Source organism: Nitrosomonas sp. Nm166 (assembly GCF_900112825.1).
GTDB lineage: Bacteria > Pseudomonadota > Gammaproteobacteria > Burkholderiales > Nitrosomonadaceae > Nitrosomonas.
In genome coordinates this window covers 25,965-44,631 of record NZ_FONE01000004.1, presented here as the reverse complement: position 1 = coordinate 44,631, position 18,667 = coordinate 25,965, and the positions used below count along the sequence as shown (strand labels likewise).

The 18,667-nt window shown below is 45.5% G+C and carries 22 protein-coding genes; 3 read left to right on the top strand and 19 right to left on the bottom strand.

What is annotated here, in order from left to right:
* The 9 genes from BM021_RS02035 to BM021_RS01995 form a co-directional block, all read right to left on the bottom strand.
* On the bottom strand, positions 1–879 hold the full coding sequence (locus tag BM021_RS02035) for an EAL domain-containing protein (RefSeq protein ID WP_256207729.1): 879 nt from the start codon (positions 877–879) through the stop codon (positions 1–3).
* Positions 880–1,010: 131 nt separating this feature from the next.
* Positions 1,011–2,114: a sulfate/molybdate ABC transporter ATP-binding protein gene (locus BM021_RS02030; RefSeq protein ID WP_090718255.1), complete on the bottom strand. Its 1,104-nt coding sequence runs from the start codon at positions 2,112–2,114 to the stop codon at positions 1,011–1,013.
* Positions 2,104–2,985, bottom strand: coding sequence for a sulfate ABC transporter permease subunit CysW (gene cysW / locus BM021_RS02025; protein ID WP_090718253.1), 882 nt, complete (start codon positions 2,983–2,985; stop codon positions 2,104–2,106). The genes BM021_RS02030 and cysW overlap by 11 nt, the downstream gene beginning before the upstream one ends.
* A gap of 9 nt (positions 2,986–2,994) precedes the next feature.
* Entirely contained in the window at positions 2,995–3,828 is an 834-nt protein-coding gene (gene cysT, locus BM021_RS02020; RefSeq protein ID WP_090718250.1) for a sulfate ABC transporter permease subunit CysT, read from the bottom strand.
* A 38-nt stretch (positions 3,829–3,866) separates the two neighbouring features.
* Positions 3,867–4,700 carry an EAL domain-containing protein gene (locus BM021_RS02015; RefSeq protein ID WP_090718248.1) on the bottom strand — a complete coding sequence of 278 codons (834 nt, stop codon included), beginning with the start codon at positions 4,698–4,700 and terminating at the stop codon, positions 3,867–3,869.
* A 153-nt stretch (positions 4,701–4,853) separates the two neighbouring features.
* Positions 4,854–5,132 carry a DUF2325 domain-containing protein gene (locus BM021_RS02010; RefSeq protein ID WP_090718245.1) on the bottom strand — a complete coding sequence of 93 codons (279 nt, stop codon included), beginning with the start codon at positions 5,130–5,132 and terminating at the stop codon, positions 4,854–4,856.
* Between the two features lie 48 nt (positions 5,133–5,180).
* Positions 5,181–6,182 carry a sulfate ABC transporter substrate-binding protein gene (locus tag BM021_RS02005; RefSeq protein ID WP_090718241.1) on the bottom strand — a complete coding sequence of 334 codons (1,002 nt, stop codon included), beginning with the start codon at positions 6,180–6,182 and terminating at the stop codon, positions 5,181–5,183.
* Positions 6,183–6,212: 30 nt separating this feature from the next.
* Positions 6,213–7,874: an alginate export family protein gene (locus BM021_RS02000; protein WP_090718238.1), complete on the bottom strand. Its 1,662-nt coding sequence runs from the start codon at positions 7,872–7,874 to the stop codon at positions 6,213–6,215.
* A 143-nt stretch (positions 7,875–8,017) separates the two neighbouring features.
* Complete coding sequence (locus tag BM021_RS01995; RefSeq protein ID WP_090718235.1) at positions 8,018–8,230, bottom strand: YezD family protein; 213 nt, start codon at positions 8,228–8,230, stop codon at positions 8,018–8,020.
* A gap of 492 nt (positions 8,231–8,722) precedes the next feature.
* On the opposite strand from BM021_RS01995, the gene BM021_RS01990 reads away from it, so the two are divergent.
* Entirely contained in the window at positions 8,723–9,334 is a 612-nt protein-coding gene (locus BM021_RS01990; protein WP_256207728.1) for a hypothetical protein, read from the top strand.
* Positions 9,335–9,406: 72 nt separating this feature from the next.
* Here BM021_RS01990 and BM021_RS01985 read toward each other — a convergent pair whose 3' ends face one another.
* Genes BM021_RS01985 through BM021_RS01970 form a run of 4 tightly spaced genes read right to left on the bottom strand, consistent with a single transcriptional unit; the run spans position 9,407 to position 12,143 of the window.
* The gene (locus BM021_RS01985; RefSeq protein WP_090718233.1) at positions 9,407–10,651 is read right to left on the bottom strand and encodes a multifunctional CCA addition/repair protein; all 1,245 of its coding nucleotides are present in this window, start codon (positions 10,649–10,651) and stop codon (positions 9,407–9,409) included.
* Positions 10,652–10,703: 52 nt separating this feature from the next.
* Entirely contained in the window at positions 10,704–11,174 is a 471-nt protein-coding gene (locus tag BM021_RS01980; RefSeq protein WP_090718229.1) for a c-type cytochrome, read from the bottom strand.
* A 16-nt stretch (positions 11,175–11,190) separates the two neighbouring features.
* Positions 11,191–11,730 (bottom strand): DUF411 domain-containing protein, encoded by a 540-nt coding sequence (locus tag BM021_RS01975; RefSeq protein WP_090718227.1) that lies wholly within the window; start codon positions 11,728–11,730, stop codon positions 11,191–11,193.
* Positions 11,727–12,143: a cupredoxin domain-containing protein gene (locus tag BM021_RS01970; RefSeq protein WP_256207727.1), complete on the bottom strand. Its 417-nt coding sequence runs from the start codon at positions 12,141–12,143 to the stop codon at positions 11,727–11,729. The genes BM021_RS01975 and BM021_RS01970 overlap by 4 nt, the downstream gene beginning before the upstream one ends.
* Before the next feature lie 211 nt (positions 12,144–12,354).
* Here BM021_RS01970 and ttcA point away from each other — a divergent pair, with 211 nt between their 5' ends.
* Entirely contained in the window at positions 12,355–13,257 is a 903-nt protein-coding gene (gene ttcA, locus BM021_RS01965; protein WP_090718222.1) for a tRNA 2-thiocytidine(32) synthetase TtcA, read from the top strand.
* Here the strand turns inward: ttcA and BM021_RS01960 are convergent, their stop codons facing one another.
* The 5 genes from BM021_RS01960 to cutA all read right to left on the bottom strand — a co-directional run bounded on the left by BM021_RS01960 (position 13,258) and on the right by cutA (position 17,348).
* Complete coding sequence (locus BM021_RS01960) at positions 13,258–13,635, bottom strand: DUF2784 domain-containing protein (protein ID WP_177186275.1); 378 nt, start codon at positions 13,633–13,635, stop codon at positions 13,258–13,260. It lies immediately after the preceding gene.
* Between the two features lie 117 nt (positions 13,636–13,752).
* The gene (locus tag BM021_RS01955) at positions 13,753–14,100 is read right to left on the bottom strand and encodes a BON domain-containing protein (RefSeq protein ID WP_090718220.1); all 348 of its coding nucleotides are present in this window, start codon (positions 14,098–14,100) and stop codon (positions 13,753–13,755) included.
* A gap of 384 nt (positions 14,101–14,484) precedes the next feature.
* Positions 14,485–15,063: a TlpA family protein disulfide reductase gene (locus BM021_RS01950; RefSeq protein ID WP_090718217.1), complete on the bottom strand. Its 579-nt coding sequence runs from the start codon at positions 15,061–15,063 to the stop codon at positions 14,485–14,487.
* Positions 15,064–15,072: 9 nt separating this feature from the next.
* Positions 15,073–17,007, bottom strand: coding sequence for a protein-disulfide reductase DsbD (gene dsbD, locus BM021_RS01945; protein WP_090718214.1), 1,935 nt, complete (start codon positions 17,005–17,007; stop codon positions 15,073–15,075).
* Between the two features lie 17 nt (positions 17,008–17,024).
* Positions 17,025–17,348 (bottom strand): divalent-cation tolerance protein CutA, encoded by a 324-nt coding sequence (gene cutA / locus BM021_RS01940; protein ID WP_090718421.1) that lies wholly within the window; start codon positions 17,346–17,348, stop codon positions 17,025–17,027.
* A 129-nt stretch (positions 17,349–17,477) separates the two neighbouring features.
* Between cutA and BM021_RS01935 the strand changes: the two genes are divergently transcribed.
* Positions 17,478–17,669: a hypothetical protein gene (locus BM021_RS01935; RefSeq protein ID WP_090718212.1), complete on the top strand. Its 192-nt coding sequence runs from the start codon at positions 17,478–17,480 to the stop codon at positions 17,667–17,669.
* 12 nt (positions 17,670–17,681) lie between these two features.
* Here BM021_RS01935 and BM021_RS01930 read toward each other — a convergent pair whose 3' ends face one another.
* A complete protein-coding gene (locus tag BM021_RS01930; protein WP_090718209.1) occupies positions 17,682–18,653 on the bottom strand; it encodes an ornithine cyclodeaminase family protein in 972 nt (323 codons plus the stop codon).
* Between the last annotated feature and the right edge of the window lie 14 nt (positions 18,654–18,667).

The window sequence follows — 18,667 nt, the reverse complement described above, 5'->3', positions numbered from 1 at the left end:
TTATAGGCATCTCAAATGATCTGTGAATTGCCTATCATGATAGTCGCCCTGCACCAGTTCAAATCCAGCAGAAGCAACTATATTCGCCTGCTCTTTTTGATTAACTTGTTGCAATATCGCTTGTCCCCCCGTTAAATTTTGGAGTTCTGTTAATTTTTTTAGGTCCGATAGCCAGATAGCATCTGAATGGCGAATGGTTTCGATATGTGGAGCATTAATACGCAGATAATTCGCCTTCAATTTGACAATCAGATCCCAAAGCCCAGTTGCAGCATAGAGTGAGCCGATATTGAGCGCTATTTGGTAGCCGTGTCGGCGGTAATTGTATAAACCATCCAGCAGCTCTTTGTGATTTAAAACATAAGAACTATTAATCGTCGTAGAAATAACAATATTTTTGGTTACCAATCCGCATTTGAAAATAATTTTCTCAAAATAAGCACCATGCTCCTGCTGAACGCCAAGTATATGCCTGGGGTCAACATCCAGAAAAATGACGCCACTGTTAGGCGAATGACTCAGATAATTCAGCATGTGAACGGTTCTGCATAGGCGATCCAGACTAATAATGGATTGAAAATTAGTAGGTTGTGTAACAGTTTTAGTGATCAAATTGCCTATTTCTGTGGATTGTTCGCTATGTACGCCATTATCGTAGGGAGTAACGGATATTTGCGCAATATGACCGATAAGCGCTTCGTTATTACCAATTTGCCGTACAGGCAAAAAAGCACTGCTGACTCGAATGGGTCCAAAAATACCGCTAACCATATCTCTTTGCAGAATAAATGGACGCAAAGTGGAATGATGTTCAGTTTCAAAGCGATCGTTAAAATGATCGACTAATTGTTGTAAAGAGATTAATTGTTCTAAAGGCATATTTCCTCCGTGGCTTAAGAATGTCGTAAAAACAAGTCATTATTAAATTGAATCGACGACATGCTATTTCCGGATTCCAACCTTGATTGTTCAGCCTGATTGATTTACTTGAGCCAGTCATACAAAGTCCTTTACTGCGCTTGCGCAGCACCATCTGTTTTATTTTTATGATTTGGAAACAGATCAAGGCGGCGGGGTTTAATGAAGACTTCATCGCCTTTGACGAGTTGTAATTCACGAAAACGCTCTTTGCTGATTTCAACCTGAATGGGAGTTTTTTCTTCGTCATTTTGACGCACGAGCTCCAGTCGCACGATCGGGCCTACCGAAAGCACATGAATGACCCGCGCAGCAAATGTCGCTTCACCATTTTGCGTAGTACGCTCAACTTCGATTTCATGTGGACGCACGTAGGCCACTGCGGCGAGCTCCTCAGCCTCGGCGTGTTCTGGCGCATCCACTTCGATATCGCCAATCCACGCCCGTCCTTGATGGAGACGGCTATGAAACAGATTGACATTGCCAAGAAATTCATACACGAACGGGCTGGCTGGTTGCTCATAAACCTCATCCGGTGTGCCGATTTGTTCAATCCGGCCTTCATTCATGACCACTACCCGATCGGCGACTTCAAGGGCTTCTTCCTGATCATGGGTCACAAACACGCTAGTGATATGCATGTCATCATGCAGTCTGCGCAGCCAGGAGCGCAATTCCTTGCGTACTTTGGCATCCAGAGCGCCGAAAGGCTCATCGAGCAATAATACTTTTGGCTCTACTGCCAGTGATCGTGCCAGTGCGATGCGCTGGCGTTGACCGCCAGAAAGCTGGTGAGGGTAACGATCTGCCAACCAATCCAGTTGCACCAGTTGCAGTAACTTCATGACACGGCTGTGGATTTCGGCATTGGAGGGACGGAACTTCTTTGGACGCACACGCAAACCAAAAGCGACATTTTCGAAAATCGTCATGTTGCGAAACAGGGCATAGTGCTGGAATACAAACCCGACTTGACGTTCACGTACATGCTGATCGGTTGCATCTTCGCCATGAAATAGTACTTGACCGCTATCGGCGGTTTCTAGCCCTGCAATCACGCGCAGTAATGTGGTTTTGCCGGAACCCGAAGGTCCCAGCAGTGCCAGCAGTTCACCTGATTGTACTTGCAGGCTGACATGATGCAGAGCAGCAAAAGTACCAAATTGTTTTGAAATGTTAATGACTTCAATGCTCATTCGTAACCTCTTTTTGATGTTGTTGATTGCGAAATTCGATTAATGTTTTTAATGCCAGTGTCACCAGCGCCAGCAATGCCAGTAGTGAAGCCACTGCAAAGGCGGCCGCAAAGTTATATTCGTTGTAGAGAATCTCGACATGCAACGGCATAGTGTTGGTGCTGCCGCGAATATGGCCAGATACCACGGATACGGCGCCAAACTCTCCCATTGCCCGTGCATTACATAGGATAGCGCCGTACAACAGACCCCATTTGATGTTGGGAATTGTCACGTGATAAAAGGTTTGCCAGCCGCTTGCGCCCAGCACCACAGCCGCTTCTTCTTCTTCAGTGCCTTGCGCCTGCATCAGTGGAATCAATTCACGCGCAATAAAGGGTACTGTTACAAAAATGGTCGCCAGGACAATACCAGGCACGGCAAAGATAATTTTGATGTCATGCTCTGCCAGCCATGGACCCAGCCATCCCTGTAAGCCAAACACCAAGACATAGATTAACCCTGAAACTACCGGTGATACCGAGAAAGGCAAATCAATCAAGGTGATCAGCAGATTCTTGCCACGGAATTCAAACTTGGCGATTGCCCAGGCGGCAGCGATACCGAACACCAGATTCAAAGGCACTGCAATCGCTGCAACGGTCAGCGTCAGTTTAATTGCAGAAACGGCATCTGGATCGGTGATCGCAGCCAAATAGACATCCACGCCTTTCTTGAAAGCTTCATAAAAAACCGAAATCAGGGGAATAAAAAGGAACAATGTTAAAAACACCAACGCCAGTCCGATTAAGGACCTACGGACCCAAGCAGGTTCTTGTGTCGCGTGTTGTTTATTCGCGCTAGTGGTCACCGGAAAAGTTATCGTACTCATCATATTACCTCACGCTCTAATACTGCGGCGCCGACTCCACCATTGCAGCAGGTTGATAATCAGCAACAGAATGAATGAAATTACCAGCATCACGACCGACAACGCTGTGGCGCCTGCATAATCATATTGTTCCAGTTTGGTAATAATCAGCAGGGGCGTGATTTCAGAGACCATCGGCATGTTGCCGGCAATGAAAATAACTGATCCATACTCACCAATCGCACGTGCAAAGGCAAGCGCAAAACCAGTCATCAGCGCTGGAAAGAGCACTGGAAAAATCACCTTAGTAAAAGTCTGCCAGCGATTGGCGCCAAGCGTAGCTGCCGCCTCTTCCAGTTCTGATTCAATATCTTCGAGTACCGGCTGCACCGTGCGCACCACAAATGGCAATCCGATGAAAGTCAGCGCCACAAAAATTCCGAGCGGTGTGAAAGCGACCTTGATCCCCAAGGGCTCCAGAAACTGACCGATCCAACCATTGCCTGCATACAGTGCTGTTAACGCAATACCGGCCACGGCCGTTGGCAGCGCGAAGGGAAGATCCACCAATGCGTCGACTAATTTCTTACCGGGAAAGTGATAACGCACCAACACCCAGGCCACCAGCAGACCAAATACTGCATTCACGAGGGCAGCCGCGAATGACGCGCCAAACGTCAGCCGGTATGAAGCTATCACACGGGGTGTCGTCACAACCGACCAGAATTCCGGCCAAGTCAGTTCAGCCGTGCGAATAAACGCTGCTGAAAGCGGAATCAACACAATTAAGCTTAGATACAGCAGTGTAAATCCCAGTGCCAGATTGAAGCCCGGCAAGATGCTGTGCTGTTTAAAAGTATTCAAATCGAACTCCTGTAAAATTCATGGTGGTCTCGTCGGTTTTAGCCTATATCTGTTTCTGAAACGGGTAATAAATCAATCATGCTGACGGTATGGACCGGCTCACTGAGTAAATTTCCTTGCAGATAATTTGCACCCGCCCGGATTGCAGCGGCTAATTGCCTGGATGTTTCGATATCCTTTACCAGCAGACTTGCGCCAAAGCTTTGGAGGGTATCCATCAATGGTGCAATGGCTTCATGCCGTATCAGTTCATCCGCTTCAATACGCACAATATCCGGATACAAGCTCCCCAATTCAACCATCCAGTCACTGCGAGTGCCGTTATAATCGGCTGCAATTTGATAACCACGGGAACGGTAATTGGTGATGACATGCCGCAGCAATTTCCAGTTGCGATTGACGATGCCCGGAATTTCAATCACCACTCGCGAGGTCTTCATACCAATCAAATCGAGAAAATTTTCAAAGGCTCGGCCATGATCGTCTTTGACACTTTCCAAAAGACGTGGATGGACATCAACAAATAATTTATCGGATTTGGAAGCATTGCTGAAATAATAATTCAAAGCGTGAATTGCCCGGCATAAACGATCCAGATCGATCAATTGCTCATCTTTTGACGCCAGCGAAAAAACCTGCCAAGGCCAAAGCGCGACCTCTCCATTTGCCTTGGAACGGATATAAGCGGCGTGGCCGATGGTTTTACTTTGGGTCATGCTAAAAACAGGCTGAAAAACACTGGTTAATTCGCAGTGATAGAAATGTCCGCTTATCCAGCCATTTTCGGCTCGCTTCAAAGAATAGTCGGTGGCTGAGTTGATGAGTTCAAATTCATCCTTGACAGTAAAGGTATTGATTATTGACTTATTCATGGATTACTCCCCATATCATTGATGATGCTAGCCACAGACCAGCAAGCGGATTGTTCTTGGAATTCTGCTTGCTGTCTGTTTTAGATTGTACCAATGGATCTATCTTGAAATCCTTGAAATTGATTTTGCTCCATAAAAACTTTTACAATCAATTTAATGAATCTGCCGTAACTTGCACTTCAGTTCATTGACAGAGCGATGGCAGTAAACCATCGGAATACCGCTGCGACTCGCTTTTTCCTTCACAGAGTTAACAAGACTATGATTGACGTAGTCGCAAACAACGATAATTAACTGTGTCTCGTTTGGAAGTGAACGCTTGTTAAAACCTTTCTTGCGCCCACTCCAATGCTCAACACGCGCATTGTGTTGCATGGAAACGAGATGCTCGAACGATGCAACATAATCCCCACCGACAATTAGAACAGTCATATCTAATTCCTTTTAGGTGAACGCACCAAAGCGTGTCATTGTGCGCTATTACTTCAGATAAATCTGATCAAATGTGCCACCATCGGCAAAGTGGGCTTTGTGCGCATTTTTCCAGCCCCCAAACGCATCATCGATTTTGAATAACTCGATTTTTGGAAACTTGGCGGCATATTTTTCAGCAATTTTTATATTGGTAGGCCGATAGAAATGCTTGGCAGCAATCTCCTGGCCTTCTTCTGAAAACAGATACTGAAGATAGGCTTCTGCGACCTGACGCGTGCCTTTTTTGTCGACCACTTTATCCACGACCGCAACCGGCGGCTCTGCAAGAATACTCAGCGACGGAATTACCATTTCGAGTTTATCCGCACCATATTCCTTGAGTGCCAGGAACGCTTCGTTCTCCCAGGAAATGAAAACATCTCCCACGCCGCGCTCGACAAATGTTGTGGTTGAACCGCGTGCACCGGAATCAAGCACGGGTACATTTTTATAAATGTTGCTGACGAATTCTTTTACTTTGCTTTCATCATCGTATTTCCGCTTGCCATATTGCCAAGCCGCCAGATAATTCCATTGCGCTCCTCCGGAAGTTTTCGGGTTCGGTGTAATCACGGACACACCAGGACGCGCCAGATCATCCCAGTCTTTGATTCCTTTGGGATTGCCTTTGCGCACCAGGAAAATGATTGTCGAGGTGTATGGCGTACTGTTGAGCGCAAAGCGCTTTTGCCAATCTTCCGGAAGTAATTTGGCTTTTTCGGCAATAGCGTTGATATCATTAGCTAAAGCCAGGGTTACGACATCCGCTTCCAAACCGTCGATGACGGATCGGGCCTGCTTACCGGAACCACCGTGAGACTGTCGAATGCTGATTTTTTCATTGTTTTTTTCCCGCCAATACTTGGCAAAAGCAGTATTAAACTCCTGGTATAACTCACGAGTTGGGTCATAAGAAACATTTAGTAAGGTTTTTTCTGCCAATGCGTTACCGCCGATAAACAGACTTGCCGTCAGAAAACTTGCTGCTAGCCATGTTCTGGTTGTCATGATTTTTTCTCCAATAAAGATTAAGATTGTTTACAACAGACTGATTAACACTTCAAAGTATAGAAAATCTGTATTGCCCGAACGCTGATCGACGCAGGGATGCGTCTGGAGAACAGCGCAAGAATTCGCTGCGATACGGTTTTTTACGAATTCACCCGCAGTAAAATGGGTATAGCCCAAGATGGTACTGATTCGCGATGTGGGTTGAAAGCGTATGCGTCCTTCAAATGCATGACCGCCAAAATCACCACTTTGTCCAGTGCGGTCACGATTGAATCCAGGATCTCTAACGGTATTACTGATGTTGCCATCGAGAATATCAAACATGCGATCAGTACTGCTGGCCAGCCAATATCCACCATACCCAAGTTCAAATCCTAGTTTCTGAGTTGGATTAAATTCAAACCTGATTTTAGGCGCCTTCAAGTTCTCATAAATCACATAGTGATCTGCGGACCACGGACGTGCAAATCCAAAGAAGCGGTCAAAGCGGTTATCGACATTGTCATTAGGGTCTTTATCACCGGTGGCGTATCCATAAAATAAGCCGATACGGGGCTTCCAGGCATGATCAAAGGTTCGCCCTATTTCGATGGTATAACCATGCGCATCTGTCCGATTGGGACCGCTAAACCCTAGCTGGTGGTTGTAGCTGACATCGAAATCCAGAATATTCCCTGCTTTACCGTAAACGCGGAACCCTGGCATATGAATTTCCCGATCCAGCCGGTTGGTTGCGGTAAACCCACTCGGATCAGCCGTTTGCTTTTGGCCCATGTAATAAGGTTGGATGGTGACAATGTCAGACCATCTGCGCCAATTGCCAATCGCTCCAAAAAACCACAGATGATCGTTAGCCTCGTCAAATTTGGTCTGCAAGCGTCTGACTGGCTGCATGCCAAATAGATCAATTTCCCAGTCATTAGCTTCGCGTCCCAGATTCAGGCGGAAGCCCTCAAAAGAATTGGTGGTATTGCGCCACTCATTACGTGCAATAAACCGCCGATCTGTTACTTCATAAGCGAATCGGCCCACGCGGAATCGAATCGGACGATTATTACCTCGGTCATCGGCACCCAGTGCGTTTTTGAAATACAATTCACCGTAGGCGTTAATCAGATCGTACTCATTTCTTTCCTGATCGGTGATGGCATGTTTATTGTTAACTACCCGTGAGTCCTGGAACTCGACTGCAAAACGAAATGGATCCAGAATATTTTTTATCCCCAGCCAAGCGCGATTACGTAAAAAGATCGGATTATCTTCTCCACCTTCAATACGTCGTATGTCGTTATTTCGCCACTCATAACGCGTACGGTGCTCAAAACCGATATCCAGCCAGGTAATATCTTTAAATGCCTCCACACCGATATCGCTTAACTGACGTACATACCGTGGCGGGTCAGAGTCCGGATTGGTTGCATAGCTGTTAGAGCGCCGATGATAACTGGTCGATTGACTGCTTGCTTGCGGCACAATGGCAGGCAATGGATTGGCTTGTTCGGATGGTTTAGCTTGCCCGGATGATAGCGACTTGCCCATATCAACTGCAATTTGCTGGGCTAGCTGCACAATATGCCGTTGCGCAGCCTGAAAATCTATCGACGATTTATTGTCTGAAGATGCTTTAGCAGAATTGACAGTAAATATGCTCAATACCGCAATGTGTAAAAAAAACCAAAGAAACTTCAAGTTATTCTCCTAAGTGAACTCTCCGGGAATTCGGTTGAGTCACTGATATCTTTTTGCTATTTTCACCTCCATGTTGTTGGTCGGTGCTATGCTGCCATTTGCGAGATCAGTTTGATTTTGATGGGTCACAGACCCAAAACTTATTAAGATTTCGATGTTTTACGACCAGATCCACTTTGATTCACGCGAATTTTTTCCCGACACTCTATCTGCACAACTTTACCCTCGTGTATGACTATTTCGATGGATCCATATTCGATACTGGCAACAGTGCGCAGAATTTCCTGAGCAACGTCTGTAGGTATGCGTTTAGTAGCGCCTTCTGTAACAAACTTTGGTTGTAAATCGGTAGTCATTTACATCACCTGATTGGTAAAAATGTCAACGGAAGCGAACGATAGCATCGTTTCTATATAAAAAAAAATAATATTTAGTTAAATAAATATACTATTAAGTTATAATTATATTTTATAATTATTTATCAATAGCTTAATATAATAATAAAGTACAGGTACAAATGGCAGAAAATTTTTGCTCTTATCAATTTAATAGGATTAATTTTTTAGTTGAACGGATATCCATCAGTAATAAGGATAAGTAATGATCCATTTATTAAGCAAGACAACGTGCAAAATGCACAAATCTTGAGTGATTCCAGTAAGCTACTGATTCGGCTTTATAAAGGCTTTGATTGTTGCCATCAAACCCAAGCTGGGAGATTCCAAAAACAGTCGCATATCGTTACGTCCCCAACAAGCTGGGTACGACCCAGAACAGATTGACATTTATAATCTCCCTTGCTATAGACACAAAAGAAAAACCTTAATGTAATGGTCTGGAGTTTATTGATGAAGAAAATGGTTACCATGCTTTGCTTAAGCGCACTCATCGGGTTATTATCCTCTTGTTCAACGACGCAAAAAATAACCAACTCATCAAGAACCGCAACAGAGCAGTTACTCATCAGTGAAGCAGTCATGCGTAGCCTTCCTAAACAAGTTGATTTACCTTTGCCTATTCCGCGAGGTGCAATCGTTAAGCTTGACGTTACAGGCATGACCACAGACAAGGATATGGCGCGCGCAATAATTGCTGGATGGTTAGGACTGCTGGGATATGCAGTGCAAGATGGACCAGAAAATGCTACTCATCGTATTAATATCGTAGTCGATTCTCTAGGGACTGAAATGGGAAGCACTTTCTTTGGAATTCCTCCAATTCGAGCTTCTCTGATACCTATTTCGCTGCCTGAATTAGCGCTCTTTAAGGCAGAACATCAAAGTGGATATGCAAAATTTCACTTAGATGTTTTTGAGATGTCATCCGGTCGATTTATTGCATCATCTTCATCATTTCTTGGCGACACATTTTATAACGCATACACGCTACTGTTCCTGATCAGTTTTAACAAAACCGATCTGACTTCTCCTCCGCGCATCGGAGCTTTTTTCAAACCCTAACTCAAAAATAGGCGTGCGGCAATGGCTGGAACAAAGTCCAAAGCTGGGTTACAGTATTACACAAGCACTCTTTCAGCGCTTTCCATCACTCAGTTCAGCTTTTATGTTGATGATACGGGCTGCACGTACTTTAGAATGAATTGCGGCAGGTAGCTCACTGGAGTCTAGAAGTTTCAGGCTTAATTCAGCGGCAATTGCGCCAGCATCGACACTTTTGGCTGCGGTAAATGCTTTTTTTAACCGTTCTGCTTGAGGATAAGGTTTTGCTGCATATCCTGCCCTTCCATGAAAATCACAGGCACAGGCTTGTAAAAATTCTTCGAATCTTTGCGGTTTTCGATAGGCATCAACTGCTTGCAGCATATCTGCAATGGTAGATGGTTTGAGTTCACCAGCTCTATGGACATTACCGTGATAACGGGCAACCAGCAAAGCAAGATCACGGCAATCTTTAGGTACTCGAATGCGTTCACATAAATCCTGCGTTAACTGAATGCTGCGCGTTTCGTGGCCGATATGGTGCGGCCACTCCTCGGGGGGTGTCGTGCCTTTGCCTAAATCATGCATCAGCGTTGCAAAACGTGCAGTCAAGGAATAATTTTTAGCTGCTGCGTAATCAATCGCCAGCATGATATGCACACCCGTATCAATTTCGGGGTGTGCATGTGCAGGCTGCGGAACACCAAATAATACATCGACTTCAGGCATGATACGTGCCAGCGCACCACACTCGCGCAGAATATAGAACATTCTTGAAGGATGTTTTTCCATTAACCCCCTGGCAAGCTCTTGCCATACACGTTCTGGCACCAGTGCATCAACTTCACCGTTATGCACCATTTCGCTCATCAGTGCCAAGGTTTCCGGTGCCATGTGGAAGCCGAAGCGCGCTGCAAAGCGCGCAGCTCTTAGAATACGCACCGGATCTTCAGAAAATGCAGGACTGACATGACGCAGTATGCCTGCTTCCAGGTCGGCAATCCCGTTAAAAGGATCGATGATATTGCCTTCTTCGTCTTTGGCGATCGAATTGATGGTTAAATCACGCCGCGCCAGATCTTCCTGCAGGGTAACCTGCGGAGAAGTAAATACTTCAAATCCTTTGTAGCCGCGTGAAATTTTTCGTTCCGTACGCGCTAATGCGTATTGTTCTTGGGTTTCTGGATGCAAAAAGACCGGAAAATCCTTACCGACCGGACGATAACCCAGTTGTACCATTTCCTCCGGTGAAACGCCTACTACCACATAATCATGATCTTTTACCGATAGTCCCAGCAATTCATCGCGCACGGAACCACCTACGAGATAAGTTTTCACACTTTGAAAGCTTGCACAAGCTAATGAGTTTTTGGTGATCTAAGGCAGTTTTCTATGGATTATTTTCAAAATTCTTGTACCAGATAGCATAAATTTCATCTGGCCATAAGGATTTTATCCATACAATCACATCATCGATCTGCTGTTCAGTTAATTTTCCTTCCCATGCCGGCATGGATCCGATTTCTGGGGGAGTGCCTTTCAAAATAGTTTTCTTCAAGACTTCTGTCGAATGATGCCAGGCATGCGCTGTACCATCCAGAGGCGGGGGCGGGTATTTGCCATCCGGATTAGGTTTGCGCCAATCCGGTGTTCCCGCGCCGTTAGGACCATGACAACCCACGCAATTTGTCACATAGACATCTTCACCGCGCTTGATTTGGGCTGGATCAAAATTTCGCTCGACCAAACCCTTTTTACTATCGATCTGAGGCTGTCCTGATAAAACATGACGAGGTGCAGAATCACCGCAACCCAGTATCAATGTAAGGATGCCTAGGAGTAGAAAATGACGATTTGTCATGGGAAATTCAATTACTCTATTTTAAACGCATCACCGAACTGTTTTTTTCGGATTCCGGTTTGACTGGCTGTGATTGTTCTGCTTTCTTGGCATACGGATCATAACGGTTATAAATCGTCGTATCCTTGCGTTCTTCGTTACGTTCTTTGATCAGAAGGACATTATAGGGATCACTTCGAGCCCCCTCCATACCTGGTGTTCCATGTGGCATGTCAGGTACGGCTAACCCGACTGCTTTGGGTTTTTCTTTCAATAAACGCATGATATCCGGCGCCGGTACATGCCCCTCGATGGCATAGCCATTGACCAGAGCGGTATGGCATGAACCCAGGCTATCTGAAATACCTGATTTTTTTCTTATTTCTTTATTGCCAACATCGTGCGTTTTTACGGTAAAACCGTGATCGCGCATATGATCAACCCATTTGGCGCAGCACCCACAGGTCGGGCTTTTATAAACCTCAACCGTGGCGGTGGCAGCCGCTTGTGAAGCAGCGCTTAACAAACCGAATGCCATAATTGATCCCACTATTAAGGTATTTACTCGTATTTTCATTTTCTCTCCACAGTGATTGTTCCACGCATCTTCTTAAAATGACCCGGCAGCGGACAGGCAAAATCTATTGTTCCCGCACTGCCAAATTGCCAGATGAATTCTTCTTGCTCACCTGGCTCAACTTGCACCAAGTGCGCTACGGAATGATCTTTTTCAGGAAACTTGCGCCGCATATTAGCAACTTTCTTTAGATCTGCCATTGAACCTATCATCATTTCATGTTTTTGATTGCCACCATTTTTTATCACAAACCGGATCGTTTCGCTTTCACTCACCGTAATTTCCGAAGGTAAAAACATATTATCTACCTGCACTAATTGAATTGTACGCGATACTTTATTTGAATCACCCGGTTTGCCAATATCGACTTCAGGATTGGATTCTGCACTCGCATAAATATGAGTTGAAAGCAAGACCAAGGTTATCAATGTTATAATTAAACGGAATCTGCACATGTGATTGATTCTCCCGAACAATTATTTCCGGCGCCTTTATCTGCCGTTTATTAGAATCCGAGCATGCTAAATTGTTCCACTGTGTTTGTCTAATATTCTGCCATAAGACCGTAGAGCTTACTCATTCACAAAAATGAATATTTTCTTTTCTTGTTAAGCCTTAGAAATTATGCAAAAAAAAGAACAATACAATACCAATAAGCTACATAAACGCTTAAGACGGCTGGTAGGAACAGCCATTGCTGATTTCAACATGATCGAAACGGACGACCGGGTCATGGTGTGCTTGTCTGGCGGCAAAGATAGTTATGCTTTATTGGATATTCTGCGCAATTTACAAATCCATGCCCCGTTGGAATTTGAATTGGTGGCGGTTAATCTGGATCAGAAACAACCTGGCTTTCCTGAGCAGGTGCTGCCTGAATATCTGGCTAAGATCGGCATGCCTTTTCGTATCGTTGAACAGGATACCTACAGTGTTGTAAAACGTGTCATTGCGGAGGGAAAAACTACCTGCAGCCTGTGCTCACGGCTGCGCCGCGGTGTGTTATATCGTGTTGCCAGTGAATTGGGGGCTACCAAAATCGCACTGGGCCATCATCGAGATGATATTCTTGAGACCTTGTTTTTAAATATGTTTTATGGTGGAAAACTTAAAGCCATGCCGCCCAAGCTGGTCAGCGATGATGGGCGGCACATCGTGATCCGGCCATTAGCTTATTGCAAAGAAAAAGATTTGGCAGCTTACGCTGAAATTGCAGATTTTCCGATTATTCCCTGTAATCTGTGTGGATCGCAAAAAAACCTGCAGCGTCAGGCCATCAAAGAAATGATGCAGCAGTGGGATAAAAAATTTCCTGGTCGATTGGAAACCATGTTCCGCTCCATCCAAAATATTCAGCTATCGCATTTGGCCGATACTACCCGTTATGACTTTTTTAATTTGAAAGCGCAAGGTCAGCCGGTAATCGATGGCGATATTGCCTTTGATGAAGAAGCATTTGAACCCACGGTTGAAGAAATGCTCACTTCCGCCGCAGAAGAGCACGATAATTCGTTGGTTTCAGGATAATCAATGCAGATTCCTGCGAGGATTCGGTGGTACCCACTTGAAAGTCACGGCAACTAAACCGGCAAATAGGATGTAAATTACCGTCAACACGCCTTCTGGTACATTGTAAAACATGATTTGGTGCAACCAGCGCTGAATAAAACTGCCATCTGCTTCGACTTGGCGTAAGGCATTTTCCCACGCAGTTAACGGACAAACAACCCCGACTATGGATTCAACCACGACCAATACGATGGCGGCAAGGTGTAAATAACGAAACCAGCGGTTTCTGACGAATGGCAGCTTGAGCCATGCGCCTAGCCAGATGACGGGCAAGCTTCCGACCACAAACAATACATACAAGAAGTGAATGATCAGTACAAGGTCAGCCAACAGCATATTAATAATTATTTATCCAGAGACTTGTCATTGTCAGTTAAAAAGCGCTCATCAGCTGGTAAGAGCTGGTAAGTTGAGCAGGGCACAAAAAGCCCTGCCCAATTTGCAATGAGGTAATTAATAATGATCGCCGACTCTCTGCAGCAGCCGTATGTCGTTCTTGATTAATCTTATGCCCTTGACCTTGATACTGCGTGCAATAGCGACTGCTCTTTCCATCTCATCCCGCGTTTCGACGATACCGCTTAGCTCTACGACGCCTTTCACAGTACTGACATTAATCTCGTAGGGTCTTAAGGAAGGTTCATTGAGAATGGCTTCATGAACCTTGGCGGTAATGACAATATCATCGAATTGTTCTCTACTTCCCTGATAATCGGACGTTGAGGCACAACCCGGGGAAAAAGCCATTTGCATAACTAAGAAGAAAAAAATGAAATGATTATTACTATCGAGCCGTGTCATGATAAGGTTCTCCTAAATGATGATCGGAAAAAATATCCTCGTTACATTTAGATTAAAAAACCCTTGCTTTACTACCTTCAGTACTTATCCAAGCAATTGTTTTATTGAGGCCTCCGGTAAGTATTCGCAAAAATCAGAATGCGAGGTATTTGTAAGGACAGAGTAGCTCGCATATAGGCTAGTGACAAAGCATTCCATTCCTATGGCTGATATTACATGATTATCGCTGACAGAAACAATCTTTGTTGGGAATTACTGCTTCGTAGTTTTTAAGAAAACTGCACAGCAAGGTCGCAGAAACTGAAAGTCCGCTTGAATCGATAAATAAAGGGTCGAGGCTACTGTTGCTGTAATTCCTGCATCAAGCGGATATTTCCTGCTGACTCATATTGATTGTCCGGTTTGTGGATTTTGTTTTAACAATGGAGTCAGCAGTGTTTCTAGTTTTTTCAGATTGACGCGTCCCAAGTAGGTCTCAACAATTTCTCCAGAACGATTGATAACTACCGTGTAGGGTAGCGCAGACTGGCGATTTCCTGCAGCTTCTAACAGCGACCAGGTATTCAAGCCACCCACCAATACCGGATAATTGATGCCAAACTCCTGACTGAACATTTTCACTTTGTCGGGTTGATCAATGGCAATTCCGACAAATACCAATCCTTGGTCGCGGAATTTTTTTTGCGCTTCAATGAATTCCGGAATTTCCTCCTGGCAAGGTGTGCACCAGGTAGCCCAAAAGTTGACTACCATTACTTCTCCCAGCCATTGGGATACCGCCTGATTTTCTCCCTCAATATCCGGCAAATTGACAGCAAGAATTGCTTTTGCGCCTTGCTGGCTTTCTTCACTGGAAAGTGCAACTTGCGAACCGCCCATCAGCTGTGACCGCAACATAAAGCCGGTCGTTATTGCAAGAGCGGCCAGCATCAAATATATCAATAGTTGTTTCAATTTTGCCATCATATTCCTTTAAATCAGTACTGCATTGAGCACAGTTAGAAAATCATTTTTATTCAGAAAACCGATAATTTTGATATCGGGGATGTCATTACCCTGAGGATCGATAAATAAAATTCCGGGCGGTCCAAACAGTTTAAAGCGTTTGAGTAAAGCAGCGTCATCGGCAGTGCCTTCAGTCACATCAATCTGCAGTAGAACAACATCCTTCAAGCGCGATTGTACTTTGGCATCAGAGAGCGTGAAGCGATCCATTTCTTTGCAAGAAACACACCAGTCTGCATAAAATTTGATCATGATGTACTTGTCTTTGGATTGCCGAATCTGCTCATCCAATTCTGCAACGTTTTTTACCCGTCGGAAAGGTAAAGATTCAATGAAAGTGGCTGACTCCCTGGTATTAACTTCATCGGTACTGGCCAGATTGATTTTTGAAAGTGGCTGCAACACATCGCGGCTGCCCGATAAAACGCCAATCAATAAGGCAATACCAACCAGCAATGCAATAACACCGACACCTTTCAGAAATTTCTGCAGACCGGAGGATCTTTCCGGCAGTGGGTCAATCGCGTGCAGGTAAATGGCGGAGATGATCAACAAGGCTGCCCACAGCAGCATGTGAACCACTTCATTGATAACGGGAGAAATCAGCCAGATAGCCACTGCTAATAACAATACACCAAAAAATCGTTTGATTGATTCCATCCATGCGCCAGCTTTCGGCAATAGAGCACCTGCAGAGGTGCCTAATAATAGCAATGGTGCTCCCATGCCCAGTGCCATCACAAACAATGCTGAGCCACCCAGAATCACATCACGGGTTTGGCTGATATACAGTAAAGCACCCGCCAGTGGTGCAGCAACGCACGGTCCGACGATCAATGCTGACAATGCGCCCATACCAAATACACCGGTTAAATGCCCACCTTTCAACTGCCCGGCTTCCTCGGATAATTTAGTCTGCAATGCACCGGGCAGTTGCAACTCATAAAAACCAAACATGGAAAACGACAACAGCACAAATATCACTGCAAACGTGCCCAATACCCAGGCATTTTGCAGCGCCGCCGACAACATCGCACCTGACAATCCAGCAGCCACACCGGCGATGGCATAAGTAATCGCCATGCCCAGCACATAAGCCAGCGCCAGGATAAATCCATGGCCTTTGGTCACATGCTCGCCTCGTTTGGCAATTATTCCCGACAGAATGGGAAACATCGGAAACACGCAGGGTGTAAACGCCAATAGTAGGCCAACGCCGAAAAATCCGGTTAAAATCAACCCAAAATCGCCGGTTTGAAACAACTGATCGATTTTATACGCTTCGGTTTCGATAGCCGGCGTTCTGGATGGCATCTGAAACAGATCAGCCGTCGCATCGATTCCTGCCGCAGCCACCTGTCCGCTTACCGCTTCGGCCACTGCACCGATCGCCGCTTTCACTGTGGGTAGTGTCAGATCGATGGCTTTGTTGATCGGCGCATAACACACTCCGACCGGCTCATTACAGCCTTGATAAGTGGCAGCCAGCGTTAAGAGTTGTTCGCTTGCAGGATCTTCACGTTTTAACGAAATAATGGCCTGAATGGGCTGGTAATAAACTTCTGTTTGACCAAAAGTTTGGTCTTCTTTTATTTTGCCCGGCGGCAAAATGACTTTTTCAATGACTGTACCGTCCTGTTTCGGCTCGAAGGCAATTTTATCGCGGTAGAGATAATAATCCTTTGCCGGAACCAGACTGGCAATTAGTGTATTAGCATCGTGCACTTCCACTGAGATCTTGAACGCTTCATCAGGCGGTAACAGTTCTTGTGGATTGCTTTGACCCAGATTGATGCCCAGTCCCTGCAGTTTTTGGAACAAGCTGAAAGACCCGCTTTCTTGAGCGAAAACATTGACGTTGGTCAAGCATAAAATCAGTAATAAAAAATGGATTAATCGCATCGGTATTCAGTAATGATTTAATCAGATAGAGATGTCTCACTGGCGATCCACTGCAAATAGGCAGGCAGTCCGCCTACGATAGGAACCATAATCACTTCGGGAAGTTCATAAGGATGCATCATCTTGATTAACTGTTCAATCCGCTCATAGTGCTGCCGCTGAGTTTTAATTAAAACGGGTAATTCCTCAGCCAATTCGGTTTTTCCTTGCCAGCGGTAGATGGAAGCACATGGGCTTTGCACATTGACACAAGCAGCCAAATGTTGATCAATCAATGTTTCGGCGAGCGCAACAGCGCCTGCTTTATCGGGAAAATTGGTAATGATGAGTATGAATTCCATTCCAGGCATTGTAATCGAAAGAAAGTGGCCATTTAACCTTTCCAGTACTCAATTCAGTAGGTCTTGAGCAGACTGGGCATATTCTGCCAATAAGCTTATACTTAAAAAAATTTGCACAGGACATTTACAATGAAACGATTATTGAGTTTAGTTATAATTTTATCCTTGATAGCCCCGATCACGGTGTTTTTTGGCTACATCATCATGGATGAAGGCGATCAATTCACTGCTGAGCATTATATGGTGACTGCGCTGAGTACAATTCCATTTATTTTCGCTTTGCTCATTAAATTTCTGATGTCAGGCGCAGACAAGGAATGACAGGCAAATCATTTAAGCCTCTATCAAAGCGCCTTTGGAACATTGACAGGCACGCCGGTAAACCAAGCTAGCTACAGCCAGATCTCCCAACGCCAATCCTCTAAACACAAACGCAGTGCGCTCGCTATCACTACAACGACCTGGCACGCTGCCATTTACCAAACCGCTCAGATCGCCGCAAACCAGCGCCGGGTCTACCAGCGGTTTAGGCATGCTGGCTTCCTGTTCCAGATCATCGACAATAATACGATCAAAGGCCGGCATGCTTTCAGCCAGCCACGAAGCAGCCAGATCCGTCATCGTGACAAAAGCGCCGGGCTTTAGCCAGCGTGCATCCAGAAAAGGAATTAACTGCGGCGATAGTGTGACGGAAGTAACGATCAGATCCGCATCACTGACCGCTTCCTGTGCAGTTTGGCTAACAATGACCGATAAACCCATCTTTTCAGCGCTGCGGCAGAATGTATCCCGGCTAGTGGCTCCACGTCCAAATGCGCGAATTTGTGTTAATGGAAATAATTCAGCTAATGCCAGCAAGTGACTATGCGCTTGCACGCCACAACCAATAAACGCTGCGATGGATGCATCGGGCCGGGCGAGCCGCTTGGCAGCCACCGCGCTCAACCCCGCGGTACGCACCGCGGTTACCCAATTCCCATCAATGATTGCGAGCGGTAAACCGCTCTGGCTATCTAGCAAAGTCACCAGTGCATTGATGCTGTTAAGTCCATGCTTCGGGTTATCCGGATTCAGCACTAACGCTTTGACTGCCAGAAACGGCGGATCATCGGCAGCCGCCAGGGTAGCCATCATATACCGGCCATCTAGCGGCGTAATCACCGCTGTGGGCGCGTTCCAGACTTGCTGCCGGCTTTGCCCGAGAATCAGGTGCTCGATGCTTGCAATGATGTCTTGCGTGGATAATTGTAGAGATTGCAATGAACCTCTAGACAAGTAGCGAATAACCGATGATGTCTGTGTCATAGCTTTTTATCCAC

Excerpts from the sequence above, each read along its gene's own strand:
- cutA (WP_090718421.1), bottom strand. The coding sequence starts at position 17,348 with ATGGAATTCATACTCATCATTACCAATTTTCCCGATAAAGCAGGCGCT.
- BM021_RS02005 (WP_090718241.1), bottom strand. The coding sequence starts at position 6,182 with ATGACAACCAGAACATGGCTAGCAGCAAGTTTTCTGACGGCAAGTCTG.
- BM021_RS02030 (WP_090718255.1), bottom strand. The coding sequence starts at position 2,114 with ATGAGCATTGAAGTCATTAACATTTCAAAACAATTTGGTACTTTTGCT.
- BM021_RS01995 (WP_090718235.1), bottom strand. The coding sequence starts at position 8,230 with ATGACTACCGATTTACAACCAAAGTTTGTTACAGAAGGCGCTACTAAA.
- BM021_RS01980 (WP_090718229.1), bottom strand. The coding sequence starts at position 11,174 with ATGACAAATCGTCATTTTCTACTCCTAGGCATCCTTACATTGATACTG.
- BM021_RS01930 (WP_090718209.1), bottom strand. The coding sequence starts at position 18,653 with ATGACACAGACATCATCGGTTATTCGCTACTTGTCTAGAGGTTCATTG.
- dsbD (WP_090718214.1), bottom strand. The coding sequence starts at position 17,007 with ATGCGATTAATCCATTTTTTATTACTGATTTTATGCTTGACCAACGTC.
- BM021_RS01975 (WP_090718227.1), bottom strand. The coding sequence starts at position 11,730 with ATGAAAATACGAGTAAATACCTTAATAGTGGGATCAATTATGGCATTC.
- BM021_RS02035 (WP_256207729.1), bottom strand. The coding sequence starts at position 879 with ATGCCTTTAGAACAATTAATCTCTTTACAACAATTAGTCGATCATTTT.
- BM021_RS01960 (WP_177186275.1), bottom strand. The coding sequence starts at position 13,635 with ATGCTGTTGGCTGACCTTGTACTGATCATTCACTTCTTGTATGTATTG.
- BM021_RS01935 (WP_090718212.1), top strand. The coding sequence starts at position 17,478 with ATGAAACGATTATTGAGTTTAGTTATAATTTTATCCTTGATAGCCCCG.
- BM021_RS01950 (WP_090718217.1), bottom strand. The coding sequence starts at position 15,063 with ATGGCAAAATTGAAACAACTATTGATATATTTGATGCTGGCCGCTCTT.
- cysW (WP_090718253.1), bottom strand. The coding sequence starts at position 2,985 with ATGAGTACGATAACTTTTCCGGTGACCACTAGCGCGAATAAACAACAC.
- BM021_RS02010 (WP_090718245.1), bottom strand. The coding sequence starts at position 5,132 with ATGACTGTTCTAATTGTCGGTGGGGATTATGTTGCATCGTTCGAGCAT.
- BM021_RS01955 (WP_090718220.1), bottom strand. The coding sequence starts at position 14,100 with ATGACACGGCTCGATAGTAATAATCATTTCATTTTTTTCTTCTTAGTT.
- BM021_RS02015 (WP_090718248.1), bottom strand. The coding sequence starts at position 4,700 with ATGAATAAGTCAATAATCAATACCTTTACTGTCAAGGATGAATTTGAA.
- ttcA (WP_090718222.1), top strand. The coding sequence starts at position 12,355 with ATGCAAAAAAAAGAACAATACAATACCAATAAGCTACATAAACGCTTA.
- BM021_RS01990 (WP_256207728.1), top strand. The coding sequence starts at position 8,723 with ATGAAGAAAATGGTTACCATGCTTTGCTTAAGCGCACTCATCGGGTTA.